Annotated in this window: 22 protein-coding genes; 8 read left to right on the forward strand and 14 right to left on the reverse strand. The window is 32.7% G+C overall.

Annotation, left to right across the window (positions count from 1 at the left end; translation table 11 throughout):
• The first annotated feature begins 76 nt into the window (after positions 1–76).
• Positions 77–556 (forward strand): hypothetical protein, encoded by a 480-nt coding sequence (locus tag EZS29_RS04230; protein ID WP_130606902.1) that lies wholly within the window; start codon positions 77–79, stop codon positions 554–556.
• Between the two features lie 698 nt (positions 557–1,254).
• Here the strand turns inward: EZS29_RS04230 and EZS29_RS04235 are convergent.
• From EZS29_RS04235 to EZS29_RS04270, 9 genes are all read right to left on the reverse strand, one after another.
• Entirely contained in the window at positions 1,255–1,845 is a 591-nt protein-coding gene (locus EZS29_RS04235) for a hypothetical protein (protein ID WP_130606904.1), read from the reverse strand.
• Between the two features lie 357 nt (positions 1,846–2,202).
• Positions 2,203–2,748: a tail fiber protein gene (locus EZS29_RS04240; RefSeq protein ID WP_130606906.1), complete on the reverse strand. Its 546-nt coding sequence runs from the start codon at positions 2,746–2,748 to the stop codon at positions 2,203–2,205.
• Between the two features lie 84 nt (positions 2,749–2,832).
• Positions 2,833–3,174 (reverse strand): transposase, encoded by a 342-nt coding sequence (locus tag EZS29_RS04245; protein ID WP_172603765.1) that lies wholly within the window; start codon positions 3,172–3,174, stop codon positions 2,833–2,835.
• Entirely contained in the window at positions 3,122–3,733 is a 612-nt protein-coding gene (locus tag EZS29_RS04250; RefSeq protein WP_172603766.1) for a winged helix-turn-helix domain-containing protein, read from the reverse strand. Before EZS29_RS04250 ends, EZS29_RS04245 begins: the two co-directional genes overlap by 53 nt.
• Positions 3,734–4,042: 309 nt before the next feature.
• Entirely contained in the window at positions 4,043–5,302 is a 1,260-nt protein-coding gene (locus tag EZS29_RS04255; RefSeq protein WP_130606912.1) for a hypothetical protein, read from the reverse strand.
• Positions 5,303–6,086: 784 nt separating this feature from the next.
• Complete coding sequence (locus EZS29_RS04260) at positions 6,087–6,791, reverse strand: Rpn family recombination-promoting nuclease/putative transposase (protein WP_130606914.1); 705 nt, start codon at positions 6,789–6,791, stop codon at positions 6,087–6,089.
• Positions 6,788–6,913 carry a hypothetical protein gene (locus EZS29_RS16195; RefSeq protein WP_281276305.1) on the reverse strand — a complete coding sequence of 42 codons (126 nt, stop codon included), beginning with the start codon at positions 6,911–6,913 and terminating at the stop codon, positions 6,788–6,790. The genes EZS29_RS04260 and EZS29_RS16195 overlap by 4 nt, the downstream gene beginning before the upstream one ends.
• 463 nt (positions 6,914–7,376) lie before the next feature.
• Positions 7,377–8,375: a tRNA/rRNA methyltransferase gene (locus tag EZS29_RS04265; protein ID WP_172603767.1), complete on the reverse strand. Its 999-nt coding sequence runs from the start codon at positions 8,373–8,375 to the stop codon at positions 7,377–7,379.
• Positions 8,323–9,624 (reverse strand): DNA recombination protein RmuC, encoded by a 1,302-nt coding sequence (locus EZS29_RS04270; protein WP_130606918.1) that lies wholly within the window; start codon positions 9,622–9,624, stop codon positions 8,323–8,325. The genes EZS29_RS04265 and EZS29_RS04270 overlap by 53 nt, the downstream gene beginning before the upstream one ends.
• Before the next feature lie 270 nt (positions 9,625–9,894).
• On the opposite strand from EZS29_RS04270, the gene EZS29_RS04275 reads away from it, so the two are divergent.
• The 3 genes from EZS29_RS04275 (at position 9,895) to EZS29_RS04285 (ending at position 12,191) form a co-directional block, all read left to right on the forward strand.
• Positions 9,895–10,425, forward strand: a complete 531-nt coding sequence (locus tag EZS29_RS04275) for a DUF2058 family protein (protein ID WP_130606920.1) — start codon at positions 9,895–9,897, stop codon at positions 10,423–10,425.
• 68 nt (positions 10,426–10,493) lie between these two features.
• Positions 10,494–11,624, forward strand: coding sequence for a DsbA family protein (locus EZS29_RS04280; protein ID WP_130606922.1), 1,131 nt, complete (start codon positions 10,494–10,496; stop codon positions 11,622–11,624).
• Positions 11,625–11,660: 36 nt separating this feature from the next.
• Positions 11,661–12,191, forward strand: coding sequence for a c-type cytochrome (locus tag EZS29_RS04285; protein ID WP_130606924.1), 531 nt, complete (start codon positions 11,661–11,663; stop codon positions 12,189–12,191).
• Positions 12,192–12,197: 6 nt separating this feature from the next.
• Here EZS29_RS04285 and EZS29_RS04290 read toward each other — a convergent pair whose 3' ends face one another.
• Positions 12,198–12,929, reverse strand: coding sequence for a response regulator (locus EZS29_RS04290; RefSeq protein WP_130606926.1), 732 nt, complete (start codon positions 12,927–12,929; stop codon positions 12,198–12,200).
• Between the two features lie 221 nt (positions 12,930–13,150).
• Here EZS29_RS04290 and EZS29_RS04295 point away from each other — a divergent pair, with 221 nt between their 5' ends.
• Positions 13,151–14,020: a CheR family methyltransferase gene (locus tag EZS29_RS04295; RefSeq protein WP_130606928.1), complete on the forward strand. Its 870-nt coding sequence runs from the start codon at positions 13,151–13,153 to the stop codon at positions 14,018–14,020.
• On the opposite strand, the gene EZS29_RS04300 is transcribed toward EZS29_RS04295, so the two are convergent.
• Positions 14,021–15,403: a hypothetical protein gene (locus EZS29_RS04300; RefSeq protein ID WP_130606930.1), complete on the reverse strand. Its 1,383-nt coding sequence runs from the start codon at positions 15,401–15,403 to the stop codon at positions 14,021–14,023.
• Positions 15,404–15,514: 111 nt separating this feature from the next.
• Complete coding sequence (locus EZS29_RS04305) at positions 15,515–16,402, reverse strand: phosphatidate cytidylyltransferase (RefSeq protein WP_130606932.1); 888 nt, start codon at positions 16,400–16,402, stop codon at positions 15,515–15,517.
• Positions 16,403–16,543: 141 nt separating this feature from the next.
• On the opposite strand from EZS29_RS04305, the gene EZS29_RS04310 reads away from it, so the two are divergent.
• Genes EZS29_RS04310 through EZS29_RS04320 form a run of 3 tightly spaced genes read left to right on the forward strand, consistent with a single transcriptional unit; the run spans position 16,544 to position 20,535 of the window.
• Positions 16,544–18,628: an Hsp70 family protein gene (locus EZS29_RS04310; RefSeq protein ID WP_172603768.1), complete on the forward strand. Its 2,085-nt coding sequence runs from the start codon at positions 16,544–16,546 to the stop codon at positions 18,626–18,628.
• 4 nt (positions 18,629–18,632) lie between these two features.
• Positions 18,633–20,078 carry a hypothetical protein gene (locus EZS29_RS04315; protein WP_130606936.1) on the forward strand — a complete coding sequence of 482 codons (1,446 nt, stop codon included), beginning with the start codon at positions 18,633–18,635 and terminating at the stop codon, positions 20,076–20,078.
• A complete protein-coding gene (locus EZS29_RS04320) occupies positions 20,062–20,535 on the forward strand; it encodes a hypothetical protein (protein ID WP_130606938.1) in 474 nt (157 codons plus the stop codon). The genes EZS29_RS04315 and EZS29_RS04320 overlap by 17 nt, the downstream gene beginning before the upstream one ends.
• 74 nt (positions 20,536–20,609) lie before the next feature.
• Here EZS29_RS04320 and EZS29_RS04325 read toward each other — a convergent pair whose 3' ends face one another.
• Complete coding sequence (locus EZS29_RS04325; protein ID WP_130606940.1) at positions 20,610–21,620, reverse strand: C1 family peptidase; 1,011 nt, start codon at positions 21,618–21,620, stop codon at positions 20,610–20,612.
• A 538-nt stretch (positions 21,621–22,158) separates the two neighbouring features.
• Positions 22,159–22,305 (reverse strand): hypothetical protein, encoded by a 147-nt coding sequence (locus tag EZS29_RS15855; RefSeq protein ID WP_172603769.1) that lies wholly within the window; start codon positions 22,303–22,305, stop codon positions 22,159–22,161.
• Between the last annotated feature and the right edge of the window lie 3 nt (positions 22,306–22,308).

Here is a 22,308-nt window from a genome sequence, read left to right on the forward strand (position 1 = left end):
AAATGCAATAATATATTATTTATAAGAGTAAATGAGTTTTCTTCTTTTTTTATATGTTTCTCGAATGGAGATAATTATGTTTATGAATGCAAGTAAATATTTATTTGTTTTTTTTAGTTTTATTTTTATTGGATGTAGTCTTGAGCGAGAAAATGTTGATAGCCTTGGGGATGTTAAGAATATCTATTTAGTAAAAGAAGAGAGACTCTATGATAATAACAATGGCTTAATAAATTCAAATAGTTTAATAGATAATGTCCTTGATCTGTCAAGATGTAAAAGAGAAAATAGGAGTACATGTGATTATGTTGTTATTGGTTTTAGTGAGCGTTCAAAAATAATATACAGATCGAATTGTTTGTTTTGTGATGCAGAAACATATGATGAATCACATTATGACAATGTAATTAAATTAATTGATGTTAATAAAAAAGATCAGAAGGTTGAATTATTAGTTGATAGATCGGAAAATAATTATAAAAATAAATTTGAATTAAGCCTCATACGAATTGATAGTGAAGCTGATAGGGAACTTTTGATAAATGCTTTTAAATGAATGACCTATGTTATGGATAGGGGCATCAAAGAATAAAAAAGCAAATCTTTTAAATCCGATTTTAATATATCTGTTAGCCAGTTTAAGAAAGAAGATGAATCATGATTTTATTTTAAAATCTTGAAAGAGGTTTAAAAGAAGCAATTGATTATAAAAAGTGTTAACCACAAGAGTCCATAAACATAAAACGATTGTGATTAAACTCGTTCCAATTGTAATGCTAAGATAAAGAAAAAATCTAAGTCTTTCTCTTGAATTGAGCCAAGAAGAGTTCGCAAATTTTTTAGCAGTTTACATAAAACAGTGGCAAAGTGGGAACAAGGTGGAAATTAACCTCAATGCGTAGCTTTACAATTAATGGATATTCTTACTCATCAAGGAGAAGAACTCATTAAAGATTTGACTTCAAGTTATGTATCAAAATTTGGAATTTTTATTATAAGTGAATAAAAAAATTTGGAGCTATTTATGCTGACATGGTATCAAAACTTTCAGCAATAGCTCAGTTCATCCGTTTTAATTTTATCATCCGTGGTTAGTCCGTCGAATAAGATTATGATTTATTTTACTTCGCCAAATGATGTCTCTGCGGAGTTAAGAAATTCTATCTTTAATTTCAAAATTTTATTTCTCCAGCATCTATAAACCATCCTATTTTCCCACCACCCATTTTTTTGGATTGAGCAAATAAAGCACTATTAGAAAATAATGTAAAAAAAATTGAAGCTATTAATATATTGCGCATTATTTATCCTTTCTTTGGTTGTAAAAAAACATAAATAGATAAATTCACAATCGACATTTCCCTTGTTTTGAAATTTGTAAAAGTTAGTTATTTTAAATAATAGTTTCTTTGCATCAGAAATTATTTCATCATACTTTTCTTTTGGAACTTTTTTATAGTTTAAGTAACATATTTTACTTTCCTCAAGATTTTTTTCAGTCATAACATCTAAACTTCCTTCGACAGCTCCAGCAATTCTTTTTACTTTCTCGTTTAAAACGGGACTTTCAAATAATAAATCGTTATGAGCAGCAATAAATCCGTTGGGTCCTTCGATAATTAATTTATCTTTAAGAAGATTTTGTAAGATAATATGTTTAATCTTTTCGATCATAATTCCATTGTAGTTTTCAAAAATAACTATTTTATGAGATATTCTTTGATAAATATCAACCAAAAGTCTAAGTTCAAGATTAGAAAGAAGAATGAAACAGTGCGGTGCAGTTCTTTCATTGGCGATAAACATATCTTTTTTTAAAGATTTAATTTCAGGATATTTTCCCATTATGCGACCTCGTAAGTTATATTTTTATATCTATGGCAATAAAAATTTGGCTAAGGCAAGTAAAAATTATCTATTCGATTGAAATATTTTAATTATTAATATTTGGATGTATCTAAAAATATTTTAAATTTATTTATTATAAATAAATTTTATTTTAAGAATTGATATAAATTGTGAGTGGAAAACGTTAATATTTTATATAATAATAACTCAGATAAATATAGGTAAAAATTCGATATTTATTTGAGTTAAAGTTTTGCAAATTTTCGAAAAGTAAGGATGATTTTAAAAAGGTTATGGCTTGAAAAATTATTTTATTTTAAAAATACTAAGTCATAGTGCTAATTTAAAATATTTCTAGTATTTGATGATATAATTTACATAAATATTTTTAGGTCGTGTTTCATTTCCACCTGTTGCTGAGGTTGTATCCCACTTATCCAAATCCCAGCCATTTCCTCCTTCTGTTTTAAATACTCCATAAGCTCGACGATTTATAAATTGATGTGTATGTGACATAAACTCATCAAGCTGAGTAGAGCCAAGATTATTTCCACCTTTGCGATTGTCTTTATCGGGGTCGGATAAATCGTCACTGCGGTCGCCATTGAAACCTCTTAAAAACAAGCCTCGATAGTCAGGTAGTTTAAATGTATAAGCTTCATTGCCCCCATAAGTATTTTTTATCACATTAAATAGTTCTGGATATTGAGATTGTTGGAACTCACGCCCATCACATAGGAGCCAACCTGCTGGGATTTCAGTGCCTGCAAATGCAATGACCTGCCCTGCCATGTTTCCTTTCTGTAATTCTTCAATTTTCGTTTTAATACGCAGTCCATTAAAAATGTTCCACACATCGTTTTCTTGATTGAGAAAATCCAATGGATTTGACAATATCATGGGTTAATTTATTCCAAGCTTCACTCCCTGCTTGAATAATATATTCTATTTTTTCGTATAATCTAAAAGATAAATGATTTCTTTTTAAATAAATTCACAATCTTCAATATGATTTAATTGAGGGCTATAGGGAGGAAGAAAGTGTAAAGTAATATTTTTCGGTACAACAAGCTTGCTATTATTATGCGCTCTTGATCCATCCAATATCATTAGCACATGCTCACTCCTCTTGATTTTTCTTGAGAAAGCATTTAAAAATATCTGCATATTTTCACTATTCAAAGTTGGAAGAACAAGTCCAAATATTTTAGCAGTTTCAATATTTATTGCTCCATATATCCATGAATTTAAAAAGCCATTATCATTCTTATACTCAGGGCGACCCCTTTGGACTCCAAATACCGGACGTGATTGTCTTTTGCTCATATCTACTTTCATCTTGATAATATTGATTAACTTTTTTATCCGGAAACTTGTCTTTTACCTTATCTAAAATTTTAGGAAAGTCTTTTCTCCATTTTGCAATGACTTCTGGATCATTTTTTACGTGTAATAGTTTCGGTTTAACTTTTCTTAAACCTATTTTCTTACAAAATGAATAAATGCCAGATCTACTAAACTTCTTACCATTATTTTTATATATAAGATTTCTCATTCTTTCAACATGAACAACTTTATCATGTGATTCCTGAGAGTTTTTTAAAATTAACTGCTTTTTTAAATTAGAAACATCTACCGAGATTAATAAACTTTTCCTACCTGTGCGAGGCTTTTTAAAAAGATTCATTATTCCATTCGATTTAAACTTTTGTATTGTTTGGTAAACGGTTTTTGGGCTACATTTTAATACCAATGATATTTCTTTTACTTTAACGCCCATTAAAAAGAGCAAAATTATAGCAAGCCTTCTTAGAATTTGAACGGTTAATTTTTTCTTTAGAAGTCCCTTTAAAGTTTCATTAAAATGAGTTACTATCTTCGTCATATGCAGCATTACTTTTTTATTAGTCGTGAATATGAAGTGCTGCATATCTTTTACACGAATAATTATAATTTATAAATCTTTGTCCTCAATTTCTTTAAAAAAAACGTTTTATACTTTTAGTAATCTATTATATGGAAGAAACTTTTTGGACTGCGTATAAGTTGGTTTATTAGTTAAGGTTGTCTTGGTGGCATTCATATAGATTCGTTGGTGAACAAGGCTTTTCTGCCAAAAGCTCGTGAGTTGAATTGAGTGATAAAAAGTATTTGCAATTACTAAATAAATTTGTAAAAATATCTCTCTTAATTGTTATTTAGTAGAAATTTCTAGAGGAACTTTTGAACAAGGTTTTCCATCACATTCTTGCAAATTTTTTAAGACATATTCAGAATTTTTAACGCAATTATTGTCATAATTTTTACATTGTTCAATTGCATTATTTAAAATTCTAATATTTTCAGAGATAATCTTTGCAAAATCAGTGAATTTTATACTTTCATCTTGATTTGGTCTTAGAGTTGTATTTGCATTATTTTGTAAAAATTTAATTCTGTTCAGTTTAATAGTGTGATCCTCGTATTCATTCAATAAATTTTCCAACGCAAATAGCATTTCGTAATATTTTGCTCGATTTTCAAACTTAATATCATTCGTGTCTAAATCAAAATAACCTATATGTGCATATCGACTAATTCCATAAGCAATAACAGCTGGTCCTTTATTAGGATCTAAGGAATATTTTCCGTTGTTCATTTGATTAAAAAGCCCATTGTTGTCCAATGTGTTTTCTTTTTTATACTCAACAATATCTTTGTATGCTTTTACACATGGGCCAAAATTATCTAATGTACAACCTTTTAATATTTCACTATTTTTATAAATAATATCTTCTAACTTTGAAGGATCACCACCATACTGATAAGCATTTAAAGAAATAATTGTATTTTTCTTTATTTCTTCACTTGCCTCGATTTGCATTTTATCTTCAGTGAGTGCATTCCAAAGACTTCCAATATTTATTTTCTCATGAAATTCTTTTTTTATCTTAGAATTTGAGAAAGTAGCTTTGAGAGAAATAAAGAATTTAAACCCAAGTTGGTAAGATCTTATCACATAATTTCCACATATTTCTCTAATTGCCAATGGGGAAATTGAGAGCGCTTCTTTTCCTTTCTCAGTTAAGATAGGATTTGATAATGAAGCTGATGGATAATTAAGGGATAATTCATAAAAACTATTATAAGTAACATCGTCAGTGCTTAGTCCTTCATTTAATGAAATTTTTTCCTTGCCATAAAGCATTCGTCCAATATCCACTTTTCCTTCACCAAATGAACTGAAAGTATTTCGAATATCAAGTATATTTAATCCATTTAATACAGAAATTTTGATATCGCTGCCCATACCATATGTTAGGTTATGAATATCCTCTTCAATACAACTTCCCTTAATTGCGTATGAATCTTTCTCTAGTCCAACTCCTGGTAATTGTTTTTGTTTTGGAGTATAGACACTCGCATAAACTTGTGAAAAAAACGTTGTTGCTAAAATTAAAATAATTATTTTCATTTTTATTCTCTTTCAATTTTTATAATATATGGATCTTGCACAGTAATTCATTATTGTTACATAATTCTTCCCTCAAGATATTACAACCTGTGTGAATATGCCTATTTTCACGAATATCGAACTCTATAAAGTCATCTGTCACTCCCATTTTTAAACTTGACTGCAAACATAAAAATTCAATTAAATAATTCTCGTTTGCACTTACAAAGCTAAAAGCGATGTGTCAAGGTAACAAAATATTTATTGAATTTTTAATTTTTTAAAAATTATTTCATAAAAAATTTCAGAAAACAGTATTTATCTATGTAAGAGAAGAATAAAAATTAAATTTGACATATTATAAAATAACTTAATTTTTAAGATATATTTTATTAATAAAGTATAACTAATTGTTAAAAAATAAAATTTTTTATAGTGCAACTGCAGAAGATTGCTCGAGTTGTATAAGTGAAATATGAATTTCTTGTGTTCAAGAGTATCAGAAAATAAAAGCGCAGACAAAATTGTCTTCAATAGAAAAATTTTGAATGGGATGATTTCTAAAAAATAACAAAGACTGAGCGAAACTATTGAAGTCACGGCAAAAACAATGTAATCACATAAAAAAACAATTTTAAAAATATAAGTTAACTTATTTAGGCTGAAATTTAGGAAAAGAAAAGCATTCTTGAAGGGCATTTTCGGCCAGCAACTCTGCCCTGAAAGGATGCTTTTTCTTTTACCGAGAGTTTAAATAATAAAGGAAAATCTTATATATAAAATCGAACAAAACTAAAAATAAATATTATTTTAATTGACAAAGTTCTTCAGTACTTAATTGAGTAATAGTTGCGATTTGCTCAATGGGAAAATTATGCTTTAACATTTGTTTTGCAATTGCAATTTTTTCAATTTTGCAACCTTCGGCTTTCCCTTCTTCTCGAGCTGTCAGAAGCCCAGTGTTGTAATCGAGTTGATATTTGCGGCGGGCTTCATAGCGAGCACGCTCTGCGGGATCATGACTGATATATTTTAAAGTTTCGTATGCTTGTTTGATTGCTGTGTTGTTCATGAGATTGATTTCCTGTTTTGATGCGCCCTTAAAGAATAGCATCCACTTGTCTAGTTCATTATAAATCTTTTTTTTCACTTTGGGAATTTCTAAAAAGATAATTTTAAAATCCTTATAAATGTGCTCCTTTGTCTGTACTTTGTAAATAGCAAGTTCGCTGTTGTAATCCTCTGAATTTTTAAAGAGATTAAAGTTAAGGATGTTAATGCAGATAGCCGGGTATAAGAGTTTATAATGTTCAGATTTTTTTAATTGTGTTTCATACAGTTTTGCCCAGTAATATAGAGATCGCTTTTCAAACTCCCCTGTATTTTGAATTTGCATCTCGACATTTACATAGGAATTATCGTTTTGACGGGCAATAATATCGAGTTTAGACTCTTTATCTAAGGAAGAATCCTTTGTGATTTCATTATTCTGAATTTCAATGCTTTTTATTTTTTTTCTTCTGGATAATTGAGAACGGAATTGATAAAATCAATGAATATTTTATAATTGTGAGTGAAAACTTTTTTAATGACATAATCACTTTTAATATCGAGTATATCCAATTTTTGCAAACTAAAACTCCTTAAAACATGCAATACAAAATTGATTTGCATGTTAAAGTTATTAAAAACAATTTTTAATTAATAGAGTGAAATTAAATTGTACAGAATTTTTTGGATATTGATCAGGAAATGATCATAATTTTTTTTTACGAAAAAAATTGTTACAAATTAACTTAATTAAGCATGAGCGAAACTCCCGAAGTAATCCCAGAAAAACATTTAAAATATAAGTTGGCTTATTTAGGCTGAAATTTAGGTAAAAGAAAAGCATTCTTGAAGGGCATTTGCGGTCAGCAACTCTGCCCTGAAAGGATGCTATTTCTTTTACCGAGGATTAAAATAAAAAGGAAAAACTTATATATAAAATCTCCCAAAATAAAGCTTCGATTAAACCCTATTCTTTTACCGAGAATTTAAATAAAAAACTGATAACTTATATATTTAAAATCCCGCAAGATAAAACTTAAAAAAACTATTTCATATTATTTCGCCAGAACTCTGCGAGAATAATACTTGAGGCGCAAGCAACATTTAAACTTTCAACGTTACCGGTGCTTGGAATACGGACAAGATTATCACCGACCTTTAAAAGTTGTTGGCTGAGGCCATCTCCTTCAGAGCCGAAGAGAACGAGAAGTTTTCTAGGTATTTCAACTTCGAATAATGATTTACCTGTGTGACTTGTGGTGCTCATGACTTTAAAGTTACTTTTTCTAAATGCTTGAACTGATTTTTCAAAACTATCGGTTGAAATCACTTTTATCCATTCTGCTCCACCTTCCGAAGTGCGGTAAGCCGCTCCTGACATGGCGGCTTCTGCTTGGGAGAGAAGGATAGCTTTCACACCAAAACTAGCGCACACGCGCATAATAGCGCCGAGGTTGTGTGGATTTTGCACATTTTCGAGAGCGACTACACAGGCAGGTTGATTGCTTTTTTCGTGTTCAGCTAAAAAATCTTCTAAAGTAACGGTAGGGATTTTTCGAACTAAAAAACAAACGCCTTCATGGTGACTTGACTCAGATATTCTTTCAAGTTCGTCATCGGTTACAACTCGATAAGCTAATTTTTTATCTGCGCAGTATTTCAAGACTTTTGTAAATTCTTTCAGTTGGCTTTCTGTTACGTAAGCGCGGATGATATCTTGCGGACGCTTTTTAAAAACCATATGGCATGCATGAATCCCACAGATTTTCATTTCCACATGCCGACGAGGTTTAGGCACTTGGCGATTTTCGCCATGTCTTTCTTTTTTCTTAAACTCACCATCGAATTTATTTTCACCTTCTTCAGTCGAATAAGATCTTTTTTCTTCTCTTGGTGTGAAGGAGTCTTTAGAATATTCTTTCTTTTCAGTTTTCGGTTTAAAAGAGTCTTTAGAATATTCTTTTTTTTCTGCTTTTGGTTTAAAAGAATCTTTAGAGTATTCTTTTTTCTGAGTGTGTTTCTTGTCCTGTTTCTTTATGCCCATTGACTTCTCCATTGGTATTTACAAATTCACTGTTTTCATATTCAAATTCTTTTTGGGGGAGGCTTTCGACTCTCATTAATTTATTTGAAATCATTTTGGAACGATGAGAGGCTTCCCCAATTTGTTTGCTGGCATCGTTTAATTTTTCTTGCGTCTTTTCTAATAAATCTCCAAATTTATAGAAGTCTTTTTTCACATTTCCGAGTAACAGGCGTATTTCATCGGAGCGTTTTTCAACAGCAAGGGTTCTAAACCCCATCTGTAAGCTGTTTAGCAGGGCAACGAGAGTCGAGGGGCCTGCAACTACGACCTGTAACTCTCGGCGCAAATACTCTGACAGTCCAGCAATTCTTAAAACCTCAGAGTACAAACCCTCTGTGGGTAGAAACAGGATTCCGAAATCCGTAGTGCTCGGAGGATCGATATATTTCTCTTTGATGTCTTTTGCAAAGTTTTTTATTTTTGTTTCTAATTGTTTAATAGAATGAGTGACTTTTTCATGGTCCCCTTTTTCGCTGGCATCGAGGATTCGTTCGTAATCTTCCATGGGAAACTTTGCGTCGATGGGCAACCACAGTGCCTTTTTGTCATGGGAATTATGGGGAAGTTTTACTGCAAACTCTATGAAATAGGCACTATTTTTTTTGGTTTTTACATTTTTTTCATATTGCTCTGGTGAGAGAATATCGCTCAAAATTCTATCAAGCTGCTCTTCCCCCAATATTCCTCTGGTTTTAATATTGCTTAAGACTCTTTGTAAATTGCCAACTTCAGAAGCCATTTTCTGCATTTCTCCTATCCCCGTATGGACAAGGTCGAGTCTGTCACCAACCTGTTTAAAGGAGGCATTCAAGCGAAGTTCAAGGGTTGCATGAAGTTTTTCTTCAACAAGGCTACGCATTTTGTCGAGTTGAGCTTCATTTTCATGTCTTAAATTCGAAATTTGTGTGTCTAGAGTTTCGCGGATATCTCTTTGTCCACGGTTATTATTCTGTGTGAGGGTGTTTAAAAGCAAAGCATTGTTTTCAATTAGTTCTTTGCGTAATATTTGGATATTATTGCTAAGTTCTTCACGATTTATGCGGATTTCATTTTTTAAGACGTGCTCAACTTTATCTTCAAAATATTCAAATTTTTCGAAAATATTTTTATCAAAGTTTGTCATATGTTTTATTTTGTTGTAAATAATTAAAATAAATAAGCTTGTTATCGCGTAGAGTGCAAGCAGGCTTGTATTCAGTAAATCCATAAAAAGTCCTTTTGAATAATACCCTTGATAATACAAGGAAAATTTATTTGAACAATTAATAGCTACAAAAAACAGCATACCATTGAAATGCACTATTTGACAGGATAAGTCATCTCTCAAGCGATGAGTTATCCACTTTCAATGTGGATAACTCACATGTTGATTTTGCTTAAATTATGAGCAAATTTTCGTCCAAAAAAAACGAATTGGAAATGAAAATTGACAATATAGGCAAGTCGAGTGAAGGATGCATGATGAGGAGGGTGAGATATGAGCTTGAGAGACCAGCTACTTAAAGCAGGGCTTGTTTCCAAAAAACAAGCACAAAAAACAGAAGCAGCCAATCGTAAGCAAGCGCATGATACAAAAAAGAACAAAGAGCTTGCTGATAAAGTCAATGCTGAAAAATTAGACGAATTAAAAAAAATTGAAGATGAAAAAAATCAAAGAAGAGAACTTGATAAGGAATTAAATAAACAACGTGATTTATTAATGAGTCAACGTGAATCATATTATCGCTCTTTACAAATTCTTAATAGTAATAGTTTAAATACCAGAAGCGCAAATGAATATTATTTTTTTGCGGAAGGAAATAGAATAAAGAAAATAATGGTAAATTCATGGCAAAGAGAAATGCTTGCTCGTGGAAAAATGGGGATAGGCAAACCTCATAAAGAGATTGATGAATATGTTATTATTCCTTTGAATGCAGCGCGCGTTATTAATGAAATTTTTCCGCAAAAATTAATCACCTTGCATTCAGAAATAGAAGACTCTGAAGAGTTGGATGATGGATTTTAATTTATAGTTGTATTAAAGTATATATTCTCAATTGTTTAATTATCTTTTTTCTTATTTTTGGAGTGAAAATGAACATAGATGATAAGAGGAATTCAAGCATGAGTCCTTTAAAAAGTGTCGGATTTATTGTTGGTGGCATCGTTCTTGGAAGTTTATTGACAGCTGGAATAATGATTTCTAAATATAATAAAAAAGCTGTCGATGTTTCCGATGCTGTTGGCCAACCTCTTTTTATTGTGGATGGTAAAACTTGGAAAACCAATGAATTGCCAGGTGACTCGCGTATGGAGTATTTTGATTTAGAAAATAATATCTTCAATGCTCGTCAAGCAATAGCAAGCAAAACTGCGCTTCGTCTTGCTTTATCTAAAGATTTAGGAAAGCCTATTACTCCAGAAAATATTGCAAAGATTGAAGAGTTATTACCTATTCAAAGTGTTACAGAAATCGATGCCAGAACATTTTATGATCAGAATGTGGCAAAGTGGGGGGTAGGTTTTTTTGGTGGTAAAAGCTATGAAGAAATTAAAGAGCAATTGCGCCAACAGATGACACACGAAAAGTCGAGAGAATTGGTTGCTACGAAAACAAAAGAATTTGAGGATACTGGTAGAATAAAAGTATTATTAAAAGCGCCTTCAGCACCACCCGTGAAGTTGAATTTATCAGGATTTCCGGTGAGGGGAAATGCGAACTCATCGAAAGTGCTCGTAGTTGTGGCGGATTATTTATGCACTCATTGCAGAGAATCGGAAGAGGCAATTGAGAAAATCTACCAAGAATTTTCTCAAAAAGTCAAATTTGTTCATGTTTCCTATCCACTCGCGCCTCAAGGCCTCAGTGGTGCTTTAGCGCGCGGAGCCTATTGTGCAACAGAACAGGGAGAGAAAGAATTTTGGGATTATCAAAAAGTGGCTTTTGCCATTCCTTTTGCAAAAATGCAGCCACCAAGTTTAATGGAACCAGAAAAGGCATTTAATCGCGAAACAATAGAATTAGCTAAATCTGTCAAGTTAAACGTAGAACAGTTTACGTCTTGCCTTGAGTCAGAAAATGCAAGAAAATATATAGATATTGTTCGCGATCAGTTTAACGAAAATGTAGGTTTTTCTGGGACACCGGCATTTTATTTAAATGGAAGTTTAATTCAGGTAAGTCCACAAAAACTTGCCGCTACTTTAAAGTTAGCTTTAAATTGATTCATTTTTTGTTACTTTTTCCACTAGGAGGATATTATGAAAGCTCCAGCGCGGGTACTGCTTATTTCTACACTTGTTTCAGTTTTAGTGATTGGTGTTGCTCTTTATCGCTATAATCTTATTTTAAAAGGTGATGGTTCTAAAGCACCAACTGTAGATGCTATTTTACCAGAAGTAACAGGCGAAAGTGCAAATGCGGATGTTGGTAAATTACCAGCTTCAAAGCAGTCTGAAAAAAGTGAAAGTGCAAAACCAGCTGTTGGAAAAGCTCCTACAGCAAAACAGTTGGAAAATGGTAAAAAACTTTATGCTCAAACCACTTGTGGCGTTTGTCATGGTGCGGATGGCAAAGCAGACACTCCTACAGCAAAAGCTATGAAAGCGACAGATTTAACTTCTGGTAAATTCAAACATAATAAAACAAATTTAGATCCAGTTGCCTATATTGCTAAAGTGATAGCTGAAGGAGTTCCTGGAACAGGGATGGCAAGCTTTAAAGCTCAATTGCCAGAACCCAGTGCTAGAATGGATTTAGCTGAATATGTTCATTCTTTGTCAGGAAAATAAAGAAAACTAATCAATTTTTGTTGATCTTTGTGGAATATATTCGAGACATTTGTGATTCATTAACGTATGAATCGCAAATTCTCTTGTAGAATCTGAAAAGTATTTAAACTCTAATCCTGCGCAGTATTCTCCATTGTGATTGAGAGCTCCATTCCAAACGATTTCTCCAATTCCTGAAATTTCTTCTCCACCTTTTAATTGAATTTGAAAATTTATGAATGCGCCCGCATTCAATAATATCGTATTGGTAGGAATCATTGCTCCTCCTCGTCCCATGCGAAAATCATTGCAATCTTTAGCGGATATTTTATAAATATTTTCATCTATAATTTTTTCTTTGGGTTTTAAAGCATAACGATCTTCAGGAGTGAGCATAAACCACTCTAAGGAACTGAGAAGGTAAAGGAGGTCGAATGGTTTGGCAAAAAGTCCTTCCACACCATGGGCATGTAACTCTTCTCTTGTGTTATCTGAATAAGCTGTAATAAAAATAAAAACGGGTTTATTGAGGCTGATCTTCTTGGTTTCGTCTAAAAACTCTATGCCATTTCCGCCTGGCATGCGAACATCACTGATTATAAGATCGATTTTTTCATTTTTCACTATACCTAATGCTTCTTTACCATTCTTCGCTTCAAGAGTTTTAGCCCCAATATTTTGTAGTTCAAAAATGAGCATTTCTCTTAGATCAATTTCATCATCAACAACGAGGACAATTTTATCTTTTAAAATGCTCATAATTGACTCCAACACAAATGCGATTCAAAGTTTTAAGGTTTATGTTAAAATGCATTATTTACAAAATATTTTCATCATTTTAAATAGTAGTCATATTGAGAATGCCTGACAAGCTTTGTATTGTGTTAAAAAACCGACATAAAGTTTATACTTATTTTAAATAAGACCGAAAACATTTAGGTATTGATGAGATAAAAAATTTTACTCTTAAAGGTAACACAGTGACTGATACAGAACCTAAAAATCCATTAGCTCATGATGTCCTTATGACTGATGTCAAGGGGTATGAAGTTTTGGCAAAAAAGTTATTTGAACACACTGGAATTTTTATGGATCCATGCGAAAAAAATTATTCTCTCATGTCTAATCGAATGCAAAAAATCTTAAAAAAATACAACTGCCAAAATTATCAAGATTTTATTAATATAATAAATACAAACAATAGCGAAGCTAAAGAAGATTTTTACCAAGCGCTTACAACAAATACGACCCAATTTTTTAGAGAAAATGAACACTTTATTTTTTTGAAAGGAAAGATGCCTGAAATTGAAAGTTATATACTTGCCGAAAAAAGAAAAGAAATAAGAATTTGGTGTGCAGCTGCAAGTACAGGGGAAGAGCCTTACACGATATTAATGTGCGTTCTAGAATCTTTAAATCCATTAAGTAATATCACAGTGAAAATTACAGCAACAGACATTAATACACTGGTCTTAGAAAAAGCAAAACTTGGTGTTTATAAAAAAGAATTATTAGAAAGCGTTAGCCCGGCACTCGTTTTAAAATATTTTGAGAGGAATGCTAATACTGGTGAAGAATTTCTCCAGATAAAAGAAAAATATAGATGTATGATTGAGTTTTCAAAGTTCAATTTGAATGCAGAATCTTATTTGTTTATAAATAAATTTGATATTATTTTCTGTAGAAATGTTCTTATTTATTTTACTCATAAAGCGGTTGAGGAAGTCATAGTAAAATTATCAAGATGTCTTGATAAAAAAGGATACTTATTTATTGCTCACTCTGAAGCAATTATGGGTGAGAGATTAACTTTAAAGTCAATTGCGCCTTCTGTGTATCAACTTAAATAATTATTTTGCAAAACCTAAATGTTTGGCGATTGGTAAATATATTTTATTCCAAATAAACTTATCGATGACAACGTCGTTTGAAAGAATTCCTTTTGCATCTAGTATAAGTGGTGTATCTTTTGCTTTCTTCTCGCTGAATTCGCTTTTCCAAGCTAATTGAACGGGCTGAAAACCAACTCGCATATATAGCTGTTTTAGAGCTATTGGTGCGCTTGTTAGAATATGAGTATGTCCAGATTCGATTACAATGCGAACGACATGTCTTATCATATTGATGAAAATATCACTTTCTCTATATTCTTTCTCCCAAGCAAAACGCGAAATTTCGACAAATTTTTTTGACCAAAGCCATTCAGGCATATTTATGATATATGTGGCTAATTCACACTGACTTTTGTCTTTATTATTAAATATTATTCTTAATGCTGCCACTGCTTTTCTCCCGACTTTACAAACAATTTGGCGAGAAAATGCATCAAATTTATCTTGAAGTCCACCATATGGATTTTCAACTAAAGTGTCTCCAACTTGCGTAAAAGCTTCTGTAGAAATTTCAACTTCTTCAAACAAGCTTTTTTTTCTTAAGTCCATTATGATCGGGATTTCATCTTCTATTGCATAGCTAAAAGAAAGACTTTTTTCAATTATAGCAACTGGAAGCTTTTCATCTCTAAGTTCTTGAGGTGTAACTTCTACGCCGCAAAATAAAATATACTCAACCATCATTTGCATAAATGCATTATTCTTATGAGTGAATTCTACATTCACCGTGTAACGATCAGTAAGATTTGTTTCTGTTGAGTTTTTTGTTTCGATAATTTTCGTGTGAACTTCAAATTCACCTTGAAAAGGGAGGTACATTTTAAGTGACAAAGGAAGATTTGGAATAAGGGTTTTGTTACGTGCAGATGTGACTAACAGCATACCATTGGCATAGAAACTTGTTACTTTAAATAAGATTCTTTCTTGAAAGAAAAATGGGTCATTGCACCAAGCATGCGGAGCAAATATATCTGGGACTTCATATTTTTTTAATTGCGCATTTGCTACTGTTACCTTGTTTTTTTCAATAATAAATTCTATACCAAAGCGGACATATGTATTTTCATCCAAAGTTAAATTCACGACACTTGTTACTTTTCCTTTTATAAAGGCATTTGATTTCTCTTGAATAGAATAATGTATTCGAACGATATCATCTTTCTTTGGATAAGTAGAAAGCTTTTGATCAACAATTAATACGTTAATTCCCCAAGGTGATAAATCCGTTGCTTCTCCCTTTATAGAATGAACTTCACTCTCGTCTTTTAGATGAACTTTTATTCCCTCACCTAAATGAACAGTTCTTCTTGTTTCTTTACGTCTATTTGTTTTTCCATTCATAAAAGGGATCCATTTAAAAAACGAATGTAATTTGCTTATTTCCCAATGAATGAATCGGTTTGTTACGCAGTTAAAAAAAGTCAGGATAGAAAAAAAGTGTCAAAAGTATTTTCATTTATATAGTGAAAAAAACAAAAATGCGACAGGAACGCCAAGAATAAGAGAATCAATGCGGTCGAGAATACCCCCATGGCCAGGAAGTAAATTGCCACTGTCTTTGTATTTTCCAGCACGTTTAAAAGCGCTTTCCATAAGGTCACCAATTTGACCTGCAATACCCATAGAAACACCTACAAGAATGGAGAACCATGGCGGAAATGGAAGGTTAAAAAGATGCGTTAAAATAAGTGCTGTTAGTCCACTAAATAAGAGCCCACCTAGCGCACCTTCGACACTTTTTTTCGGGGAAACTTTAGGAATGAGTTTATGTTTTCCAAATTTAGAACCTATAAAATAAGCACCTGTATCACCCATAAATACTGTAGCAAGACAAAAATACAGTTGAGCACTGCGATAAGATCCTTCAAATTGAATAAGACTAAGATTTGTTAAACAAACCGCAGGAAGAGCTAAATAAATAAAACCTGCAATCACATTGAGAAGTTTGTTTGAGGCCGTGTGCATATCATGTGCTCTGCGATAAATAAATGCAGCAGCGACAAAAAAGCAGAGGAACACCCAAGTTATTGGAATAATGAGAATTTTTTGCGGTTCACTGGCAAAAATAACATTTGAAAGGGAAAATGTGATAATTAAAAAAGAATAGGAGAATCCAACCGCAAAATGTTTTGCTTTTAGTTTGGGTCTTGGCTGTTCAATATTATTTGTTCCATCTAAAATATTCCAACGGAGAGCTGCATATTCAGTTCCAGATAGAAAAATTGCGATTGTTGTTACAGTTACGAAAAGAGGATAAAAAAGAGAAATAGGAGAGAAACTGAGGATATAAATTATGACTGCAGAACAAATTGCAGCCGTTGTCAGTCGCGTTTTAAGCATATTAAAAAAACCATTCTTTCAAATTGAATTACAACTATTCCGGGTTAACCGGTTTGCATTATGCAATATGCCATAGTAATCACAGTCTATCAAATAGACATGCCCGCACCTGAGTCAGGAGCGCACTTTGGAGTCTGTAGCATGAATGTTCTTCAGTTCAAGAAAAAAAATAAAGAAAATAATAGAAATAATAGTTACAGCTCGGAATCATATCCGAAGAGTCCTCAAGGAGCTTCAGCGATTGGAATCGATCTTGGTACTACGAATTCGGTTGTTTCAGTCTTTTCGAATGGAGCAAGCCATCCTGTTACTTTAGAATATGAAAATTCATATCTCGTCCCATCCATGATTTTTTTTAATAAAAATGAAAATGAAAATTTTGTGGGTAATAAAGCTAAACTGCAAAATGAAATAACTCCTGTTGAAGTGATAAAAAGCACAAAAAGGAGTATGGGGAAAAATAATGCTTTATTTGAATCTAACGGAAAGCAATATACTGCTGAAGATGCTGCAACATTAGTGTTAAATTACTTAGTTTCACATCCCACTTTACAAGAAGAAAAAGAAAAATTTGGCGGGATTTGGGCTGTCATCACTGTTCCTGCTCATTTTGATGATGCTGCTCGTTTGGCTACAGTTGCTGCAGCAGAAAAAGCAGGCATTCATGTCCTAAGAATTGTGAATGAGCCCACTGCGGCCGCTCTAGCATACAGCATGATGCCTGAAGATAAAAAAACAGAAAAAGAAACCCTTGCCGTCTTTGATTTGGGCGGTGGTACTTTTGATGTGAGTATTGTTGATCGAGATGGTCTAGTCTTCAACGTTTTAAGCAGTGAAGGTGACGTGCATTTAGGTGGTGATGATATCGACGAAGCAATAGCAAACTCACTTGTCGATAAAGTTCATCCGCAATTGGTAGCACGGCGTTCCTCAAAATCTTCTGAACTTTATAGAAATTTAATATTATTAGCAGAACGGGCTAAAAAAGCTTTGCAATCCGAAGGACTTTATCAAGTCCAAGCAAATGATCTTGATGGAAAAGGATCATCGATTGAAACTGAGTTGAGCCGCGAGAATTTTGATGAAATGGTTGCTCCTATTTTGCAAAGGACTTTATTTTTAACAGAAAGTGCTATGCATGCAGCAAAAAGAAATCCAAAATATATTTCTCGGATATTGCTTGTCGGAGGTAGCACACGCCTCGTTTTAGTGCGCAAAATGTTATCAGATTATTTTGCTTGTATTGTCGATGCTCGATTAGAACCTGATCTCGCTGTCAGTTGGGGAGCATCGTTGCAAGCAGCCATCATTATTGGTATTCAACCTGATACGATTTTAGTTGATGTTTGTAGCCATTCTTTAGGTATTGGAGTGGTTGAAAATACAGAAGCTATAAATGAAAATTTTAAAACTGTGGCGAAAAAATTTGGCATACCTTATCCAATTTCAGAGCAAGAACTGCATCGAAAACTGGGGGCGCGTATCGAAGATTTTAATAATGAATTGCAAAAATTATTGCATGTAGCCCCCATTTTACATCGGAATAGCGCTTTACCAGCAAGAAGATCCGAATTTTTTAATACAATATATCACAATCAACATGCAGTTCACGTCGTCGTCGTGCAAGGCGAAGGTGATATTGTTGGAGAAAATAGATTAATTGGTTCATTTTTGTTTGAACTCGAACAGCCGTGCCCTAAAGGAACACGCTGCGAAATTCAATTAACTTACGATGTAAATGGTATGGTGCATGTTTTTGCAAGACAACTCGGTACAAAAAATGAAGCTAAAGCTCAATTTGACAGTAGGACGGGCGAAGTGACTGGTTGGACATCGCTTAACCTTGACGACGAAGATCAGTTTACTGATAATGAAAAATTGCATAATGTTGATGAAATCTATGAAAAAAAGTCTACAACTAAGCAGCTCGAAAAGGCTATGTCACATGAAAATATTGTTAGTTTTCCCTTTGGTCGAAAAAAAGAAGATTTACAAAAAGCAGAATTATCTGCATATGAATGTGAACCTGAGATTGTAAATGCCTTAATATTACGGGCGAAAAGGTATTTAAATAAAATTCAAAAAGAAAATAAAGAGTATAATCTCATTTTAGAAAGTTTAAAAAAATATTCATCTTTGCTTTTAAAAGCGCAGCAAGGTCATGAAAATGATGAAGACATAGAGTTGGTTGAAACAAATTTGCTTGCTTTATTGGAAGGAAAATAAGGCAATGTTGAAATCAACTACAATGAAAATTATCAATGAAATAGAAAATGATTTTGAACTCTTTGAGAAATATTTATACTCCCCCACTTCAATTAAAGAATTTAAGAAATTTCTTATAAATTATCGTGGAATGAAAGTTTTGGATATTCCTCAAACTTATAATCGTGATCAACTGGCTAAACAGACAGCAGAAAATATTGTTAATTTTTTTATAAATATCTTTGCCAAAACAGGATTAGCAGAACATTCCGAAGAAGAAATTCTTGATATTTTAAATGAAGTTGAGGAAAGTGTTAATTTATCCCTCTATTATTGGTTTGGATTAAATGATCGAAATTATCAATTTAGGACACTTATTCATTATTATGAGTTAGAAGGAATTGGCTCAGTCTTTCTTACTAAAAATAAACATGACTTCGCTGTTTCTTTAAGCGAGGATGGCATTCGCTTTGGTTTGGCTTCAAGTGAACATGAACCGAAATTTATGCCTGTTTCTAAAGTTTGTGAATTAGATAAGTTTACAGAAAAAACGACTGAGAGAAAGTTGTTTGCTCGGATTCGTACAATTCAAAGAGAAATTTGTTTACTTATTGACGATTGGGAACATTTGAATGCTATCCTTGCTGTAGAATATGGAAGAACTTTTCAAGAATTTCAAAATTTAAGATCAAAAAAATCTGAAGAAGAGCATATACAAGTCGTAAATAAAATGAATACCCGTCGAGATACACTAGCAACTTGGTGCTTGCAATCATTTTGCGACTTTCAAGAGTGGTTTGAAAGAATTTCTCTGGCGAAAGATTTTTCGGATGATATTCGTTTAGAACTTGAAGCAGCTTCTTCACTCCTTTTATCGGGTTTGCAAAAAATATTTTTGCCTGCATCTGTAAGCCGTCACCGTTATTGCGCAAGTGTTCCAAATCTTCTGGAAAGATATGCTTTATCAAGAGTGAGATTAAATAGGAATGATGTTTCTTCAAGACTGTTATTGCAAGCTTGTATGAGTGCTCAAGGAAAACCATTTGATGAAACTTTATTTGAATTTATTGAAAAAAAACCTTTTGAGTGGACATTTACTTTCGATCCTTCATCTGCGATCAAATCATTTTCATGGAGTTATTCGCGTGAACTTCATTTGGTTTTGAGTTCAATTTATGGAGTTTGTTGCTTTAAAAAATCATTACCTAATTCAATCGATGCAAATTTTCTATCTGACATTGCAACAACTTTACAAATGCCAGAAACATTTCCACCAGATGCAGATCCAATTAGAAAAATATTTGATAATAAAATTGATCTTTTGGATAGAAAAGTTCAGAAAGTAATTCAACAATTGCTAAATTTTTTAGAAACAAATGTTAAAGTTACTAAAAATACAAAAGAATTATGTCAATTCATTAAGTCAAATCTTCAGCCCGCTCAGGAGTCTTTAAATGGATCTCTTTCATGAAGAAAAGCATGAAGAAAATATGATAGTTCCGCGCCGGAGGGCGGCAAGTGAAATAAAGCTGCTGCGCCTCGAACTCATTCCAAAAGGAAAAAGCCCTTGTGAAGAAATAGGAAGTGAATGGTCTTCAGCTCAGCCCGCAGAAAACTTATCTCCTTCAAAAGCTGCTACGAGTTTAGGTGTCGAAATCTGGGCCCCATCTTCGGTTGTAAAAAAAAGGTATAAGACTTTACAACTTCGCTATCCCCCCGATCAATTTGTTGATAAGCACATTGATTGGCGTCCTTCAGCAGACCTTTTAGGCAATCCAAGAAATCGTTTAAATTGGTTTTGGCAAAGTGGTTTTATTCCCCTACCTGAAAGTACAATTTCTTATAAAGAAAACTCTTTATGGGACAAAGATAATGCAGAAGCTATTTTAGATAGCCGCACAGCCTTAAAGCGTTTGGTTCAGGGTTAATTTAAATAATAAAATGCAGGATATTAAATAAATATCCTGCATTTTATTTCAGAATTATCATACAGTAATAAATATTACTTTACTTCAGTATGGTCCATTTCCATGACATTGAAGAAATTGTAGCTCATATAGTAGTCGCCAGAATCACCCACTCCTGCTCCCCAAGAGTTACGAATTTTGAAAAGTTTTTGGTTGTCATCAAAGCCAATGATAACAATTTCGTGGCCTGCATTGCTACGTCCGCAATAGTTTCTGCTGCCTGGTTGATCACATGCCCAGAGACCGCCATTGGTTTTTTTGCCATTGATTTTAAAACTAAAGCCATTGACTCCTGTGCTGTCAGCGGTGGAGAGCAATGAGCCAATTGCCACTCTATGTCCGTTTTTAAGAGCAGTTTTCACGGCATTAATGTCTCTTTTACCTACATAAGTCCAATTGATATTAGCTGCTTGACTCTTGTCGCTCGTGCTTTGATATTGAGTAGGAGAAACTTTTTGGCTTGGTGTAGGATAGGTTGAGCCAAAGCATTTGCTTTTAGGGATAATGCCGTAAGTTTTTAAAGGTTGAAGAATTTGCACCGCTGTGTACGCACCATTCCAAAAGTCATCGCCAAGGTTTTTATTGAGAGCGAGACTGCATTGTTGGTCTATATAATCACCAACAGATAATCTTGCGTCCAAGGCTGCAGTGGCAGCAAACGTTACACAGGTTCCATATTGGCCTTGATTGAGAACAGGAACGTTGTTCATGCCAAGATCGACTGCTCCAGGTGATTGGCTAAATGGGACTATGGTGCTGTAGTTCGGTTCTGCGCCTATTTTTTCTTTAAATGCACTAAGAGCTAAATCATTCTCAGCAAGCATTTCTGCCGAGGGCATAATAGTCATGAGTTTGATTGTTTTATAACCAGTTAAAGCTTCTAAATCTGTATTTAATTCAAAAGGATCCACTCCTGCAGGAATAGTTACACTTTGGCTACCTTCTACAGTGTAGCGAGGATAATTCTCGCTTCCTGCTGCGTATGCAGCAATTGATAAAAGAGCGAAAGACGATATGACAGCTTTTGCTTTCGAAAAATTACGCATAACGAATCTCCTTAATTAAATTTGAGTTAATTTTTGAACTAAGTTACTTAATGAGTGAAGAAATTTCATCATAAATATTTATCTTTGTTCACGTATAAATTAACCTTTTAAACGATAAATCAAATTTTTTGTTACGTAAAGAATGGGATTTTAAACTTGAAAAAAACAATCAATAGAATACCATAACTATATTTTATGAAATTAGTTCATAGGTGATAAAATAAAAATAATAAGCTTTATTTATAGTTTTCTCTCAAAAATAAATAGTACTAGCATGCATGTCTTTTGCAGATCAGGGGAAATCCATGAAATATATTATGAAATTCATTTTTTCGATTGATTGAATATTATTTTAGGCTAACTAGTCAATTATTTGCTTTATTTTTGTTGTTTTTCTTTTATTTAAAAAAATAATATAATTTAAAAAATAAAAATTTGTTGTCTAAATTTTATTGATATCAATAATAGAGAAATAAGAAAATATGGGTTAGCTTTTTTTTTTTCGAAAATAATGAACGTTTTTTTTATATTCTGGAAACTAATTGCTTCCGATTAATTTTTTAAATCCTGTTTCTTTTTTCAGGATGGACTTTTGATTCATTCCTAAGAAAAAACTAAAAGTTCCTGTCAAAAAGCTGACAGTGTGTTCTTTGTGTCCTGCAAATTTGTACTGACAAGAATGCATTTG

Origin of the sequence: Fluviispira sanaruensis (genome assembly GCF_004295685.1) — a bacterium.
Classification (GTDB): domain Bacteria; phylum Bdellovibrionota_B; class Oligoflexia; order Silvanigrellales; family Silvanigrellaceae; genus Silvanigrella; species Silvanigrella sanaruensis.

Excerpts from the sequence above, each read along its gene's own strand:
- EZS29_RS04230 (WP_130606902.1), top strand. The coding sequence starts at position 77 with ATGTTTATGAATGCAAGTAAATATTTATTTGTTTTTTTTAGTTTTATT.
- EZS29_RS04235 (WP_130606904.1), bottom strand. The coding sequence starts at position 1,845 with ATGGGAAAATATCCTGAAATTAAATCTTTAAAAAAAGATATGTTTATC.
- EZS29_RS04240 (WP_130606906.1), bottom strand. The coding sequence starts at position 2,748 with ATGATATTGTCAAATCCATTGGATTTTCTCAATCAAGAAAACGATGTG.
- EZS29_RS04245 (WP_172603765.1), bottom strand. The coding sequence starts at position 3,174 with ATGAGCAAAAGACAATCACGTCCGGTATTTGGAGTCCAAAGGGGTCGC.
- EZS29_RS04250 (WP_172603766.1), bottom strand. The coding sequence starts at position 3,733 with ATGACGAAGATAGTAACTCATTTTAATGAAACTTTAAAGGGACTTCTA.
- EZS29_RS04255 (WP_130606912.1), bottom strand. The coding sequence starts at position 5,302 with ATGAAAATAATTATTTTAATTTTAGCAACAACGTTTTTTTCACAAGTT.
- EZS29_RS04265 (WP_172603767.1), bottom strand. The coding sequence starts at position 8,375 with ATGGGCATAAAGAAACAGGACAAGAAACACACTCAGAAAAAAGAATAC.
- EZS29_RS04270 (WP_130606918.1), bottom strand. The coding sequence starts at position 9,624 with ATGGATTTACTGAATACAAGCCTGCTTGCACTCTACGCGATAACAAGC.
- EZS29_RS04275 (WP_130606920.1), top strand. The coding sequence starts at position 9,895 with ATGAGCTTGAGAGACCAGCTACTTAAAGCAGGGCTTGTTTCCAAAAAA.
- EZS29_RS04280 (WP_130606922.1), top strand. The coding sequence starts at position 10,494 with ATGAACATAGATGATAAGAGGAATTCAAGCATGAGTCCTTTAAAAAGT.
- EZS29_RS04285 (WP_130606924.1), top strand. The coding sequence starts at position 11,661 with ATGAAAGCTCCAGCGCGGGTACTGCTTATTTCTACACTTGTTTCAGTT.
- EZS29_RS04290 (WP_130606926.1), bottom strand. The coding sequence starts at position 12,929 with ATGAGCATTTTAAAAGATAAAATTGTCCTCGTTGTTGATGATGAAATT.
- EZS29_RS04300 (WP_130606930.1), bottom strand. The coding sequence starts at position 15,403 with ATGAATGGAAAAACAAATAGACGTAAAGAAACAAGAAGAACTGTTCAT.
- EZS29_RS04305 (WP_130606932.1), bottom strand. The coding sequence starts at position 16,402 with ATGCTTAAAACGCGACTGACAACGGCTGCAATTTGTTCTGCAGTCATA.
- EZS29_RS04310 (WP_172603768.1), top strand. The coding sequence starts at position 16,544 with ATGAATGTTCTTCAGTTCAAGAAAAAAAATAAAGAAAATAATAGAAAT.
- EZS29_RS04315 (WP_130606936.1), top strand. The coding sequence starts at position 18,633 with ATGTTGAAATCAACTACAATGAAAATTATCAATGAAATAGAAAATGAT.
- EZS29_RS04320 (WP_130606938.1), top strand. The coding sequence starts at position 20,062 with ATGGATCTCTTTCATGAAGAAAAGCATGAAGAAAATATGATAGTTCCG.
- EZS29_RS04325 (WP_130606940.1), bottom strand. The coding sequence starts at position 21,620 with ATGCGTAATTTTTCGAAAGCAAAAGCTGTCATATCGTCTTTCGCTCTT.
- EZS29_RS15855 (WP_172603769.1), bottom strand. The coding sequence starts at position 22,305 with ATGCATTCTTGTCAGTACAAATTTGCAGGACACAAAGAACACACTGTC.